The sequence below is a fragment of the Nonomuraea sp. NPDC049141 genome (assembly GCF_040648415.1).
Taxonomy (GTDB): domain Bacteria; phylum Actinomycetota; class Actinomycetes; order Streptosporangiales; family Streptosporangiaceae; genus Nonomuraea.
Genome location: NZ_JBEZDR010000005.1, coordinates 55,761 through 69,061, shown reverse-complemented (window position 1 = coordinate 69,061; position 13,301 = coordinate 55,761). Strand labels below are relative to the sequence as shown.

Below are 13,301 nucleotides of genomic sequence, written 5' to 3'. Positions count from 1 at the left end.
GGCTCCGCATCCCGGGCGAGTGACCCGGGCGGCGAAGGAGCGGGTCATGAGAGTTCGACTGCTGCCTGCAGTACCTCTGCTGGTGTTGGCACTGGCGGCATGCGGGCAGAGCAAGGCCGCCGACGACGGGATCGCCAGCGCGGGCAAGGGTACGGCCACGCCCACCGCGTCGAGGTCGGTGTCGGAGACCGACCGGCAGGCGGCGCAGCTGAAGTTCGCCCAGTGCATGCGGGAGCACGGCGTCAACATGCCCGACCCCGGGGCCGACGGCAGCGTGCTGCTCAGGCAGAAGAAGGGCGAGGACCCCAGCAAGATGAAGAAGGCGATGGAGGCGTGCCAGCCCCTGATGAAGGACGTGATCGGCGACAAGGTGAACCAGCCGATGGATCCGAAGCAACGGGACCAGATGGTGAAGTTCGCCCGCTGCATGCGGGAGCACGGCGTGGACATGCCGGACCCGGGGCCGAAAGGGGAGATCAAGATCAAGATGCGCGGCGGCGAGAAGAAGCTCCAGGAGGCGCAGGAAGCCTGCAAGAGCCTCGCTCCGGGCTTCGGTAGCTTCCGGGCCAAGCCGTGAGGCGGCCCCTGGTCGTCGCCGGCGCCGCCCTCCTCGCGGTCGCCGCCGCCTGGACAGCGCTGACCGTACTGAACCAGAGCGGCGGCACGGGCGCGGCGGCGCCGAGCAAGCCCCCGGTGCCCGCCACCGCGGAGATCACCAGGCAGGACCTGGTCGACACCAAGACCGTCAGCGGCGCGCTCACCTACTCCGGCGAGCGCGAGCTCGCGGCCGGCTCCGCGGGCACCGTGACGTGGGTGGCCGCGGAGGGCGCGGTGATCCGCCGGGGACGCCCGCTGATCAGGATCGACCGGAAACCGCTCGTCCTGATGTACGGCAAGCTGCCGCTCTACCGGACACTGCGTTCCGGCATGTCGGACGGCCCCGACGTCGAGCAACTGGAGCGCAACCTCAAGGCGCTCGGCTACGGCGACGACCTCACCGTGGACGACCACTTCAGCTACGCGACGCGGCTGGCCGTCAAGGAGTGGCAGGACGGCGTGGGACTGTCCGAGACGGGAGAGGTGGACGCCGCGCAGGTGACGTTCCTGCCTTCGGCGGTACGGGTGACCGAGGCGAAGGCCGCGGTCGGCGGCAAGGCCGGTCCCGGCCGGACGGTCCTCACGGTCAGCGAGCTGCGGCGGCTGGTGCACGTGGACCTCGACACCGGCGACCAGGCGATGGCCAGGAAGGGCGCCAAGGTGAGCGTGGAGTTGCCCGGCGGCGAGCAGGCGGCCGGGAAGATCAGCGAGGTCGGCACGGTGGCCAAGAGCCAGGAGGACAGCACCACCATCGACGTGGACATCACGCTGACCAAGCCCCCGAAGTCCAAGCTGGACCAGGCCCCGGTCGAGGTGGAGCTGGTCAGCGAGCGGCGTAAGAACGTGCTGAGCGTGCCGGTGGAGGCGCTGCTGGCGCTGCGCGAGGGCGGCTTCGGCGTCGAGGTGGTCGAGGGCGGCGCGACCCGCGTCGTGGAGGTGAAGGTCGGCGGCTTCGGCGGCAGCCGGGTCGAGATCAGCGGCGCGGGGCTGGCCGAGGGCATGAAGGTCGGGGTGCCCGCGACATGAGCGTTGTGGAGCTGCACGACGTGACCAAGGTCTACGAGGGCCACGTCGAGGCGCTGCGCGGAGTGGACCTGACGGTCGAGCGGGGTGAGCTGGTGGCCATCGTGGGGCCGTCGGGCTCCGGGAAATCCACCATGCTCCACATGATCGGCACCCTGGACCTGCCCACCAGCGGGACCGTGCGCGTCGCCGAGTACGACGTCGCCGAGCTCTCCGACCGGGAGCTGTCCGCGCTGCGGGCGCGGCATCTGGGGTTCGTGTTCCAGCAGTTCCATCTGGCTCCGGGGGTGAGCGCGCTGGACAACGTGGCCGACGGCCTGCTGTACAGCGGCATCGGGCTGCGGGCCAGACGCGAGCTGGCCGCCTCCGCCCTGGAACGGGTGGGCCTCGGCCACCGGCTGGGCCACCGGCCGAACCAGCTCTCAGGCGGCGAACAGCAGCGGGTGGCCGTGGCCCGAGCCGTCGCCGGTGACCCGCCGCTGCTGCTGGCCGACGAGCCGACCGGGAACCTGGACTCCGCCTCGGGGGCCGAGGTGCTGACGGTTCTGGGCGGGTTGCACGCGGCCGGTACGACGATCGCGATCATCACCCACGACGCGGAGATCGCCGCCTGGTGCCACCGCCAGGTCAGGCTCCGCGACGGCCGGATCGTCGCAGACCTCACACGGACCGCCGACCTCACGCGCAACGCCGACCCAGAGCGGGCCGCCGGTTTCGAGCAAGGAGCTCCAGAGTGACGCGTAACCGGCTGACACCCGCGCGTCTCGGCTTCGCCGACGTCCTGCGGGTCGGCGCGGCCGGGCTCAGCACCCGCCCGACGAGAGTGATCCTGTCGGCGCTCGGCATCGCCATCGGCATCGCGACGATGATCGCGGTGATCGGCATCTCGGCCTCCTCCCGCGAGCAACTGCTGCGTCAGCTCGACCGGCTCGGCACCAACCTGCTGACCGTCTCGGCCGGCCAGACCATGTTCGGCAAACCGGCCGAACTGCCCACCGGCGCGGTCGCCATGGTCGAGCGCATCGGCCCGGTCCGCACGGCCGGCGCCACCGGAGCCATCACCGCCACCGTGCGGCGCACCCGCTACATCCCCGAGGAGGTGACCGGCGGCATCGCCGTACAGGCGGCGACCACCGGCCTGCTTGCCACACTGGAGGGCGGCCTGTCGAAGGGCACCTGGCTGAACGCCGCCACCGAGCGGCAACCCGTCGTCGTCCTGGGCGCCAAGGCCGCGGAGACGCTCGGCATCTCCAGGACCGGCGTGCGGGTGTGGATGGGCGGCCGGTGGTTCACCGTGGTCGGCATCCTGACCCCGATGCCGCTCGCCCCGGAGATCGAGCGGTCGGTGCTGGTCGGGTTCCCCGCCGGGGCGGAGCTGCTGGGCTTCGACGGCCACCCGTCGACGATCTACGAGCGGTCGGCGGAGGAATCGGTGGAGGGCGTACGAGGGGTGCTCCCGCGTACGGTCAACCCGGAGAACCCGCAGGAGGTCAACGTCAGCAGGCCGTCCGACGCGCTGGCGGCCAGGGCGGCCGCCGCGGGCGCGTTCACCAACCTGCTGCTCGGCCTCGGCGCGGTCGCGCTGCTGGTCGGCGGCGTGGGCGTGGCGAACACCATGGTGATCTCGGTACTGGAACGACGCAGCGAGATCGGCCTGCGCCGCTCGCTCGGCGCGACGCGTGGGCAGGTGCGGGTGCAGTTCCTTTCGGAGTCGCTGCTGCTGTCCGCGCTGGGCGGGGTCGTCGGGGCGGTGCTGGGCGCGCTGGCCACCACCGGCTACGCGCTGTCACGCGGCTGGCCGGCCGTGGTGCCACCGTGGGCGCTCGGCGGCGCGATCGCCGCCACACTCGTCATCGGCACGATCGCCGGCCTCTACCCGGCCATGCGAGCCGCCCGCCTGTCCCCGACGGTCGCCCTGACGACCACCTGATGGTGGCGCTACGCGCGGGTCGCGCGGTCGAACGTCTCGACCAGTTCGTCCGCGCACAGCTCCGGATCCAGCCCGTCGACCAGCCGATCGGCCACGGCGTCGACCGCGGCCCGCAGCGTCGTGGCCATGATCGTCGAGTCGAACGACCGGAACGTCCCCGTACGCCGGCCATCATCGAAGAACGCCACCAACCGGGCGATCGCCGCGTCCCGCTCCTGGCCGCCGAGCGGGGCGGAGTTGGCGGCGATCTGCTGAACGGCCCGCACATGGTCGGGATGGGCGGCGATGAAGGCCACGTTCGACCGGATGTAGGCCTGGAGCAGGTCGCGGGCGCCGTCGGCGGCGTCGAGCGCGGGCCGCATGAAGGCGGCCGCGTCGTCCACGACCTTGCGGACCACGGCCGCCAGCAACTCGTCCTTGCTGGAGAAGTGGTAGGAGATGAGCCGCTTGCTGCTGAGCCCGGCATGCTCGCAGATGGCCTCGAAGGTCGTCGCGGCGTAACCGCGTCCGGCCAGCAGGGCGATCGTGGCCTGGGTGATCTGGGCCTTGCGTGCCTCAGTCGCCGCATGACGAGCTGTCTCCATGTCATCCGAGCTTGCCACGCTTCGGGTAGGCCTGCCGTACGGTCCGGCGGTTGACGAGCGTCGCGACGGCCACCAGCAGCACCCCGACCAGCCCCTGCTCGACCCGCATCCAGAGCGGGTAGCCGCTGGACGGGACGGCCACGATGAGCAGGATCCCGATGGGGGCGATGGTCGCGATGAAGCGGATGCGGACATAGGCGGCCCGCCTGCCCTTCTCGGCCTGGCCGGTCAGCGCGATGAGCCAGGCGGCAGCGGCGGCCACGGCCACGCCGCGTACCCACACCACCCAGTCCCCGCCGATGATGGCCGCCACCACCAGAGCCAGGACCGAGACGGCGAGCATGACGACGAAGAGCGTCCTGACATGAGTCCAGATTTTGTTATCCATGCGAGTAAATTTATCCGCACGGATAACTAGTTGGCAAGCAGTAATCGGCACGGCGCCGGCCGTACCGATCACTTGTTCGTCACATGTTGATCATGTGGCCGGCGAGGCCGTGGATCGCTTCCTTGACCGCTTCGCCGAGCGTGGGGTGGGCGTGCACGTTGCGCGCGACCTCGTGCACGGTGAGGTCCCACTGCTGGGCCAGCGTCAGCTCGGGCAGCAGCTCCGTCACCTCCGGGCCGATCAGGTGCGCGCCGAGCAGCTCACCGTACTTGTTGTCGCTGATGATCTTGACGAAGCCGTTCGCGTCGCCCAGGCCGTGCGCCTTGCCGTTCGCGGTGAACGGGAACTTGACCACCTTCACGTCATAGCCCAGGTCCCGGGCCTGCGCCTCGGTGTAGCCGAAGCTGGCCACCTGCGGCTGGCAGTACGTGGCCCGCGGGATCATCACGTAGTCGAGCTCCATGGTCTCCGCGTCGCCGATCGTCTCGGCCGCGATGATGCCCATGGACTCGGCGGCGTGCGCCAGCATCAGCTTGGCGGTGACGTCGCCGATGGCGAAGATGTGCGGCACGTTCGTCCGGCACCTGCCGTCGATCGCGATCGCGCCCCGGTCGGTGAGTGCCACGCCGGTCTTCTCCAGGCCGTAGCCGTCGACGCGCGGTGCGAAGCCGATGGCCTGCAGCACCTTGTCGGCCTCCAGCACCTGCTGCTGCCCGTCGCGGGTGACGGTCACCTTGACCGAGGCGCCGGTGTCCTCGATGCCGTCGACGCGGGTGGAGGTGAGCACCTCGATGCCGAGCCGCTTGTAGCGCTTGGCCAGCTCGGCCGAGACCTCCGCGTCCTCCAGCGGGACCATGCGGTCGAGGAACTCCACGATCGTCACCTTGACGCCGTAGTTGTGCAGGACGTACGCGAACTCCACCCCGATCGCGCCCGCGCCCGCGATGATGATGCTGCCGGGAAGCTGATCGGTCATGATCTGCTCCTCGTACGTCACCACCCGCTCCGACAGCGACGTGCCCGGGATCAGCCTGGTGCTGGCCCCGGTGGCGATGATGCAGGTGGCGAAGGTGATCGTCTCGTCGTTCACCTGGATCGTGTTGGCGTCGAGGAACGTGCCGCGGCCGTCGTACTCCGTGATGGCGTTCTTCTTCATCAGGTAGTGGACGCCCTTGACCCGCCCGTCGGCCACCTTGCGGCTGCGCTGGAAGGCGGCGCCGTAGTCGAAGCTGACCTCGCCGCTGATGCCGAAGGTCTTGGCCTCGTTGTGGAAAATGTGCGCGAGCTCGGCGTTGCGCAGCAGTGCCTTGGACGGGATACAGCCCACGTTCAGGCAGACGCCACCCCAGTACTTCTCCTCGATGACCGCTGCGCGCAGCCCGAGCTGGGCGGCGCGGACCGCGGCCGTGTACCCTCCGGGACCCGCGCCGAGAACGACGACGTCATAGTGAGTGCTCATGAGTCAGACCGTACCGTCCACCTAGCGCTACCCCTGAACCTCGCCCCCGTGCCAATGACCCGGCCGATCGCGCTCGGTTGGATCTAGGCATGACCGAATTCCCCGGACGGTGGGCCGAAGGCGTCAGCCTCGTGATCGCGCCGGTCCTCATGCTGGCGGGCGTGCTGCTGCGCCTGCCGTACGACGCCTTCTTCCCGCGCCAGCTCGCGGCCTTCGCCGGGGACCCGGCGCTGATGACCGCCTCCTACAGCTGTTTCGCCGCGGGCAACGTGCTGCTCTGGCCCGGCGTGCTCGGCCTCGTGCGGCGCTCGCCCGGCTCGCGGTGGGTGCTGTGGGGCGGGGTGATGGTGATGCTGGGCCTGTTCGAGCGGGCCTTCCACGCCGGGGTCAGCCATCTGGCGTTCCAGCTGGTCTCCGTGCAGGGCCTTCCGGCCGCGCAGCGGGCGGTGGCGGACTCCTACGGCGCCTTCCACGTCTTCGCCTCGCTCAGCGTGGCGCTGTTCTTCGGCTGGATCGTGCTCGCCGTCGGCCTGTGGCGGGCCGGCACGCTGGATCTCGTACGGGCGGTCGCCCTCGGCCTCATGTCCGCGCTGCCGATCGGTGTGCTCAAGGGCACCGGCGTGATGTCGATCGTGGCCACCGCGGGCCTGTGCGTCGCGCTCGTGCCCTTCGGCGTCAAGGTGCTGCGCGACGGCCCCGCGCCGAAGTGGTGGGCGTTCCCCCTGGCTCTCGCCATCGGCGCGGGCGCGGTGGTGCTCGGCACCCTCGGTTAGACCTCCACCTTGTACGGCAGCGCCAGCTCGTCCGCCGGGACCCCGCGGATGCCCCAGTTGACCTTGGGCATCTCGATGATCGTGATCTCCACGTCCTCGGCGGCGAGCCCCGACCTCTCGTAGATCGTCCGGATCAACGCCCGCTTGGCGTCGTCGCTGCGACCGGTGAAGCAGACCACCTCGATGATCAGGTAGTCCGGGCCGCGCTGCGGGCACACGAAGTCCTCGGCGTCGAGCAGCAGGAACCGGTGGAAGCGCTTGTCCTCCGGCAGCCCCCACGCGCTCACCACGCAGGAGTGCAGGAGATCCGAGAGCTCCCGCTGCCGTCCGGCCCACACGTCCCGCCGACCATAGATCTTGAGCTGCGCCATGCCGGTCAATATAGGGGGTCACCGTGATTGGTAGCCTGACCCCTGATGTATCGCCTCGTGTTCACGCAGGTCTTGCGACGTTTCGACGCCGAGGCCGTGCACCATCTGACTGTCAGGGCCCTCGCGCTGCTCTCGGCGCTGCCCCTGCTCAAGCGGCTGCTCTATCGAGCGCTCGCGCCGCACGACCCGGTTCTGCGCGTCAGCGCGTTCGGCGTGCACTTCCCCGGACCGCTCGGCCTGGCCGCCGGGTTCGACAAGGACGCCGCCTGCGCCGAGGGCGTCGCCGCCCTGGGCTTCGGCCATGTCGAGGTCGGCACCATCACCGCGCACGCCCAGCCGGGCAACCCTCGGCCCCGGCTGTTCAGGCTGGTGCCGGGACGGGCCGTCATCAACCGGATGGGTTTCAACAACGCCGGGGCGGTCGCCGCGTCGCGCCGCCTGCGCCGCCCCAGAGGGTTGCCGGTCGTGGTCGGGGTCAACATCGGCAAGACCAAGGTGGTGCCCGAGTCCGGGGCCGTCGCCGACTACGTGGCCAGCGCCAAGGAGCTGGCGTCGCTGGCCGACTACCTCGTGGTCAACGTGAGCTCGCCCAACACTCCCGGACTGCGCGACCTGCAGGCCGTGTCGCTGCTGCGCCCGCTGCTCGCCTCGGTCAAGGAGGTCGCCGACGGCACGCCGCGCCGTACCCCGCTGCTGGTGAAGATCGCCCCCGACCTCGCGGACGAGGACATCGACGCGGTCGCCGACCTGGCGCTGGAGCTGGGGCTCGACGGGATCATCGCGACCAACACCACGATCCGGCACGGCGGCCAGACCGGCGGGCTGTCGGGGCGCCCGCTGAAGGCGCGCTCCCTGCAGGTGCTGCGCCGGCTGCGGGCCCGCGTCGGCGACCGGCTCACGCTGGTCTCCGTGGGTGGCGTGGAGGACGTCGACGACGTGTGGGAACGCCTGCTCGCCGGGGCCACGCTGGTCCAGGGCTACACCGGGTGGATCTACGGCGGGCCGTTCTGGGCCGCGCGCATCCACCGGCAGCTCGCGCGCCGCGTCCGCCGCCACGGCCTCACCTCGATCTCGGAAGCGATCGGTCGTACGGCCTGAGACAGCCGACGATCGGTCGTACGGCCTGGAACGGGTGGACGGCCTGGAGTTCACGGCAGGCCGAAGAACGAGCCAACTGGGACGGCACGCGTTCCCGGCGTTGCTAGGGTTCCCGGATGCTCGATGATCTGCACGCCACACCCGCGCGCCTGTGCCGGGACTACCTCGAACTGGCCGATCGCCACGCACCGGGTCTGATCGAGGGGCTGTACCTGCAGGGGTCGATCGCGCTGGGCGACTACCGGCCGCGGGTGAGCGACGTCGACTTCGTCGCGGTGACCGGCCGGCCGCCCGATCCCGCCGCGCTCCGTACGATCCACGCCGAGCTGAAGACCCGTGGGGCCAAGCCGCACTTCGACGGCCTCTATGTCACCTGGGACGACCTGCGCAAGGACCCGGCGCAGGCGCCCGAGGGGCCGTCGGTGCACGAATGGCGGCTGACCGAGTCCGGAAGGTTCGAGCGCGGCCTGGTCACCTGGCACGTGCTGGCCCAGGGTGGCGTGGCCGTGAGAGGGCCGTCGGCGGCCCAGCTCGGCATCCACACCGACTGGGACACCCTGGCCAGGCAGACCAGGAAGAACCTGGCGACGTACTGGACCAGGTGGGTACAGCACAGCGCCCGGCCGGCCTCCCGGGCGGGCGTGGCCGCGCTGAGCGAGTACCAGACCGCGTGGGGGGCGCTCGGCGTCACCCGCCTGCGCCAGACGCTAGCGGTGGGCGAGGTGACGTCGAAGACCGCCGCCGGCGAATACGCGCTGGAGGTGTTCGACGCGCGTTGGCACAGGATCGTGCGCGAGGCGCTGCGGATCAGGCTGGGCGGGCCCGCGCTCTACCGCAATCCGTTCCGTCGCCGGGCCGATCTGCTGGCCTTCATGACCATGGTGCTGGAGATGTGACGGACGGTCACACGCTGGGTCTGGTCGACTCCGCGTCGTGGGTCATCGAGTCGACCCGCTTCATCACCTCGGCCACGCGTACCGTGGCGGGCCGGTGGGGTCTGCGCCGCTGCCACGGCTTGGGCCCGTCCAGCGGCCGGTACTCCACCCCGATCGCGTCGAGCCGGCCGAGATGCTCCTCCAGGCGGGCGGGGAAGTCGGCCCCCGCCGAGCCGGACCACGCCACCTCCGCCAGGGCGCACGCCCGCGGCCACGCCCGGTAGTCGAGCGTGCGAGGGTCGGGGATGCGCTCGGTCCAGAGCTGGGCCTGGGCTCCGACGACCCGCGACCGCTCTTCGCCGGACCAGTCGTCCGGGGCGGGGGAGAAGGCCGCGACGTCGGCGACGGTGATCGCGTCACCGATCGCCATGGGCTCGTCGGCCGACGCCGACTCCGCGTAGTCGAAGTACAGCGGGAAAACCGGCGTCGCGATCACGTCGTGGCCCGCCGCGGCGGCCCGCCGGCCGACGCCCATGCCGCGCCACGGCATCACCAGCGTGTCGTGCCGCAGCTCACCGCTGACGAACGCCTCGTCCCACACGACCGCCCGCGCGCCGCGGTCCGCGAGCACGTCGGCGAGCCGGCGCAGGAACCACGCCTGCAACTCACCCATGGACGACAGACCCAGCGAGTCGCGGTAGGCGGTGATCTCGGGGGAGGCGGCCCAGTGGTCGAGCACCACCTCGTCGCCGCCGATGTGCACGTAGGGAGTCTCGCCGATGGCGCCGATCAGCTCGTCGAAGATCGTGGTCAGGAACTCGACCGTGGGCGGCATGGGGGACAGGATGGCCGGGGTGATGCCCCACCGCTCCAGCACCTGGTAGTCGTCGTCGGAGGAGCCGAACTCCGGATAGGCGGCCAGGATCGCCTGGGCGTGCCCCGGCACGTCGATCTCCGGCACGACGATGACCGCACGGGCCCGCGCGTAGGCGGCGATCTCCGTCAGGTCGTCGAGCGAGTAGTAGCCGCCGTGCGGGATCTCGTCGTAGGCGTCGGGCTCGCGGTAGTGGTTGGTCGCCGTACGCGAGCGGTGCGAGGCCACCTCGTGCAGCCGCGGGTACGCCCTGCTCTCCACCCGCCAGCCCTGGTCGTCGACCAGGTGCAGGTGGAGCCGGTTCAGCTTGTGCATCCCCATCAGGTCGATCAGGCGGAGCACCTCACGCTTGGGGAAGAAGTGCCTGGCCACGTCGAGGTGCAGGCCACGCCAGGAGAAGCGGGGAGCGTCCTCGATCCGCACCCCGGGAACGATCCACGCCGCCTCGGCCGAGAAGCGGTAGGAAGCGGGCGGCAGCAACTGGTGCAGCGACTGCCCCGCGTAGAAGGCGCCCGCCCGGTCACCCGCCGTGATCTCCACCCCGCGCGACCCCACGACCAGCCGGTACGCCTCCGGGCCGAGGGCTGGGTCGTGCCGCAGATCGACGGCTCCCGCGTCGCCCGGTCGCAGGTCGAGCACCGGCAGCGCCAGCCGTACGGCGTCGACCAGGTCCTCGGGCCCCGAGACGGCCGCGCCCGAGGTCAGCTCGTAGGAACCGGAGAGATTGCTCAGCAGATTGGGGCGAGGAATCATGCTTTGAGATAGTGCTGCAAACCGTCGGCCAGCGCCACCGCGATGCGCTGCCTGAACGCGGAATTCTGGAACTTGGCCGCCTCGCCCGCGTTACGCATGTTGCCGCACTCGATGAAGATCTTCGGCACCGTCGACAGGTTGAGGCCGCCGAGGTCGTCGCGGAAGTCGAGGGCGTTGCTGCCGATGTAGGTCGAGTAGGGCAGCCCGGTCTCCTTCTTGTACGCGTCACGCACGGCCAGGCCCAGCTTGCGCGAGTCGGCCACGACGGGGTCGACCGGGCCGTTGATCTTCTTCGGCATGATGACGTGGAAGCCGTGGTTGGCGGCCGCGGCGCCGTCGCCGTGCACGGAGATCGCGGCGTCGGCCTTGGCCTTGTTACCGATCGCGGCCCGTTCGGTGATGCACGGCCCGACACTGCTGTTGTCGGCCCTGGTCAGCTTCACCGTGGCGCCGCGGGCCTTGAGGATCTTGACCATGCGGTTGGAGACGTCCCAGGTGAAGGCGGCCTCGGTGTAGTGGCTGTTGGTCTCGGTCCCCGTCGTGTCGCACGGCTTCCATTTGGTCAGCACGTTGACCTTGCGGTTGACGGCCTTCGGATCGCGGTAGTTGCCGCCGTTGTGCCCCGGGTCGATGACGATGGTCTTGCCCTCCAGCGGCCGGGCCGCGGCCTGCGGCTTGGCGCGGGCCTGGGGCTTGGTACGAGCCTGAGCCGGGGCGGGGGCCAGGGTCGTCGCGTCCGCTTGGGCGGCCTGACCTGCCGCGGCGCCACCGCTGCCGGTGCTGCCGCACGCGGTGGCGATCAGGCCGCAGACAGCGAGGAGTGACGCAGGAAGAGCACGCATGCGTTCCAACTTACGTCAAGAGCGGTCCTCGCCAGACGCTTATGTCCAGAGCGGTCCCCGCCGGAGGCTCACCTCAGGGGCGGGCGTCACCAGACGTGTTCGCCCACCTCCTGCCGTTCGAGCAGCGCGGCCAGCTCCCGTGCGTCCTCGGCGTCGAGACCGAGAACGACGCGGGGACGGCCCCATGGGTGGTCGAGGGAGTGGGCGACGTAGCTGGCCACGGACTCCGCGCCGACGTCGGTACCCCTGTCCCTGCCCGCGCGCCACTGCGCCCAGGCGCGTTCGAGCTCGGTCGCCGCGCGCTGGGCGCAGGACACCAGTTCCGGATCACGCATGGCTGTCCCCCCGGATCAGATCGTGTCGCTTGACCTGACGAGTAAACCTCCGTGCGGCGCCGCCACCGCACGGGTTGACCCAGCTTTGGCCCTCTCTAAACGCGACCCGTGCTCCCTCGGCCCTCCCTAGGCGGGTCCGGTGCTTCGCCGGACGATCAGTTCGGGGGTCACCTGGCGCAGCCGGGCGACTTTCGCTGGGTCTCCGATCCGGTCGCTGAGCAGGGCCGCCGCGGACCGGCCCATGGTGCGGCGCGGTTGGTCGACGGAGGTGAGATTGATGTGGTGCGAGGCGGCCAGGTGGGTGTTGTCGTAACCGACCACCGACAGGTCGTCCGGCACCTTCAGGCCCAGTTCCGCCGCGGCCGACAGGACGCCGAGCGCCACCACGTCGTTGGCGGCGAAGATCGCCGTGGGCCTGGGTTCGCGGCTGAGCAGGGCGAGGGCGGCCTGCCGGCCGTCCTCCTCGGTCGACTCCGCGGCCTCGACCATGATGTAAGGCGCCAGCGAGTGCCTGCGCATCGCCACGAGATAACCCTCGCAGCGGGATGAACGCGGACCCTCGATGTGCGCGATCCGCTTGTGGCCGTGGTCGACCAGGTGGTCGATGGCCAGACGGGCGCCGAGCTGGTCGTCGTCGACGACGATGTCGACGCCCTCGAGCTCGATGTCACGTTCCCCTACGACGACCGTGGGCGTGTAGGAGGTCGCCTCGATCAGCGTCTCGCTGGTCGGCGCGATGCCGAGCAGCACCAGCCCGTCGACCCTGAGCTCCAGGAAGGCCTCCACGGCCTCGTCCTCGAACGCGGGGTCCCACTGGCTGTTGCCGATCAGCATGCGCAGTCCGTCGCCGTGCAGGCTCTCCTGCAGACCGTCGAGGAACTCGGCGTAGAACGGGTTGTGCAGGTCGGCGACGAGCGCGCCGACGAGGTGGGTACGGCCTTCGACGAGGCTCCGCGCGACCGCGTTGGGCCGGTAGCCGAGCTCGCGGGCCGCCTGCAGTACAGCTTGCCGCCGGTGTTCGCTCACGTGCGGGGATCCGCGCAGTACGAGTGAGACCAGCGATTTCGAGACGCCGGCTCGCTCGGCGACGTTGCGGATGGTGGGTCTTGGCCGAGGCACCGCGTCTACCTCACGGAGCTCGGCGATAGTTGAAGTGTTGACGGGTGGTCCTGACATGTGTCTCCCCCGCGATGCGAAGTTGGGCACCTGTCTGACCAAACGATCGAGTTCGCCACAGGGTACGGCTTCAGGTTAGGGAAGGCTGATATTGACCGGTTGGCTACATGTCCGCTATTAGGCAGGGGGTCGGATACTGTGCAGTTGTGACACTCGGGAAGTCAGCCGAAGCGGCCCGACCGGCTCGGCGCAGGCTCAGCGTGGATCGCCGTCGCGAGGAGCT

General features: G+C 70.4%; 15 protein-coding genes. 7 read left to right on the top strand and 8 right to left on the bottom strand.

Features of this window, described 5'->3' with window-relative positions; genetic code table 11:
* Window positions 1-46: 46 nt before the first annotated feature.
* From AB0B91_RS16300 to AB0B91_RS16285, 4 genes are read left to right on the top strand one after another with little or no spacing between them, the layout of a single operon-like run.
* A complete protein-coding gene (locus tag AB0B91_RS16300; RefSeq protein WP_358319399.1) occupies window positions 47-577 on the top strand; it encodes a hypothetical protein in 531 nt (176 codons plus the stop codon).
* Window positions 574-1,623 (top strand): peptidoglycan-binding protein, encoded by a 1,050-nt coding sequence (locus AB0B91_RS16295; protein ID WP_358319396.1) that lies wholly within the window; start codon window positions 574-576, stop codon window positions 1,621-1,623. Before AB0B91_RS16300 ends, AB0B91_RS16295 begins: the two co-directional genes overlap by 4 nt.
* A complete protein-coding gene (locus tag AB0B91_RS16290) occupies window positions 1,620-2,357 on the top strand; it encodes an ABC transporter ATP-binding protein (RefSeq protein WP_358319393.1) in 738 nt (245 codons plus the stop codon). The genes AB0B91_RS16295 and AB0B91_RS16290 overlap by 4 nt, the downstream gene beginning before the upstream one ends.
* Window positions 2,354-3,550 carry an ABC transporter permease gene (locus AB0B91_RS16285; RefSeq protein WP_358319390.1) on the top strand — a complete coding sequence of 399 codons (1,197 nt, stop codon included), beginning with the start codon at window positions 2,354-2,356 and terminating at the stop codon, window positions 3,548-3,550. Before AB0B91_RS16290 ends, AB0B91_RS16285 begins: the two co-directional genes overlap by 4 nt.
* Window positions 3,551-3,558: 8 nt before the next feature.
* On the opposite strand, the gene AB0B91_RS16280 is transcribed toward AB0B91_RS16285, so the two are convergent.
* The 3 genes from AB0B91_RS16280 to lpdA form a co-directional block, all read right to left on the bottom strand.
* On the bottom strand, window positions 3,559-4,134 hold the full coding sequence (locus AB0B91_RS16280; RefSeq protein WP_358319387.1) for a helix-turn-helix domain-containing protein: 576 nt from the start codon (window positions 4,132-4,134) through the stop codon (window positions 3,559-3,561).
* 1 nt (window position 4,135) lies between these two features.
* Window positions 4,136-4,522, bottom strand: a complete 387-nt coding sequence (locus AB0B91_RS16275) for a hypothetical protein (protein WP_358319384.1) — start codon at window positions 4,520-4,522, stop codon at window positions 4,136-4,138.
* A gap of 79 nt (window positions 4,523-4,601) precedes the next feature.
* Window positions 4,602-5,981 carry a dihydrolipoyl dehydrogenase gene (gene lpdA / locus AB0B91_RS16270; RefSeq protein ID WP_358319381.1) on the bottom strand — a complete coding sequence of 460 codons (1,380 nt, stop codon included), beginning with the start codon at window positions 5,979-5,981 and terminating at the stop codon, window positions 4,602-4,604.
* Window positions 5,982-6,070: 89 nt separating this feature from the next.
* Here lpdA and AB0B91_RS16265 point away from each other — a divergent pair, with 89 nt between their 5' ends.
* Window positions 6,071-6,754, top strand: a complete 684-nt coding sequence (locus AB0B91_RS16265; protein ID WP_358319378.1) for a hypothetical protein — start codon at window positions 6,071-6,073, stop codon at window positions 6,752-6,754.
* Here AB0B91_RS16265 and AB0B91_RS16260 read toward each other — a convergent pair.
* Window positions 6,751-7,125, bottom strand: a complete 375-nt coding sequence (locus AB0B91_RS16260; protein WP_358319375.1) for a tautomerase family protein — start codon at window positions 7,123-7,125, stop codon at window positions 6,751-6,753. The genes AB0B91_RS16265 and AB0B91_RS16260 overlap by 4 nt on opposite strands.
* A 45-nt stretch (window positions 7,126-7,170) precedes the next feature.
* Here AB0B91_RS16260 and AB0B91_RS16255 point away from each other — a divergent pair, with 45 nt between their 5' ends.
* On the top strand, window positions 7,171-8,223 hold the full coding sequence (locus AB0B91_RS16255) for a quinone-dependent dihydroorotate dehydrogenase (protein WP_358319372.1): 1,053 nt from the start codon (window positions 7,171-7,173) through the stop codon (window positions 8,221-8,223).
* 116 nt (window positions 8,224-8,339) lie between these two features.
* Complete coding sequence (locus tag AB0B91_RS16250; RefSeq protein ID WP_358319369.1) at window positions 8,340-9,119, top strand: aminoglycoside adenylyltransferase domain-containing protein; 780 nt, start codon at window positions 8,340-8,342, stop codon at window positions 9,117-9,119.
* A 7-nt stretch (window positions 9,120-9,126) separates the two neighbouring features.
* On the opposite strand, the gene AB0B91_RS16245 is transcribed toward AB0B91_RS16250, so the two are convergent.
* The 4 genes from AB0B91_RS16245 to AB0B91_RS16230 form a co-directional block, all read right to left on the bottom strand.
* The gene (locus AB0B91_RS16245; RefSeq protein ID WP_358319366.1) at window positions 9,127-10,725 is read right to left on the bottom strand and encodes a beta-N-acetylhexosaminidase; all 1,599 of its coding nucleotides are present in this window, start codon (window positions 10,723-10,725) and stop codon (window positions 9,127-9,129) included.
* The gene (locus tag AB0B91_RS16240) at window positions 10,722-11,567 is read right to left on the bottom strand and encodes an N-acetylmuramoyl-L-alanine amidase (protein ID WP_358319363.1); all 846 of its coding nucleotides are present in this window, start codon (window positions 11,565-11,567) and stop codon (window positions 10,722-10,724) included. The genes AB0B91_RS16245 and AB0B91_RS16240 overlap by 4 nt, the downstream gene beginning before the upstream one ends.
* Before the next feature lie 86 nt (window positions 11,568-11,653).
* Complete coding sequence (locus AB0B91_RS16235; protein ID WP_219532555.1) at window positions 11,654-11,902, bottom strand: hypothetical protein; 249 nt, start codon at window positions 11,900-11,902, stop codon at window positions 11,654-11,656.
* Window positions 11,903-12,028: 126 nt separating this feature from the next.
* Entirely contained in the window at window positions 12,029-13,078 is a 1,050-nt protein-coding gene (locus AB0B91_RS16230) for a LacI family DNA-binding transcriptional regulator (protein WP_358319360.1), read from the bottom strand.
* Window positions 13,079-13,301 lie beyond the last annotated feature (223 nt).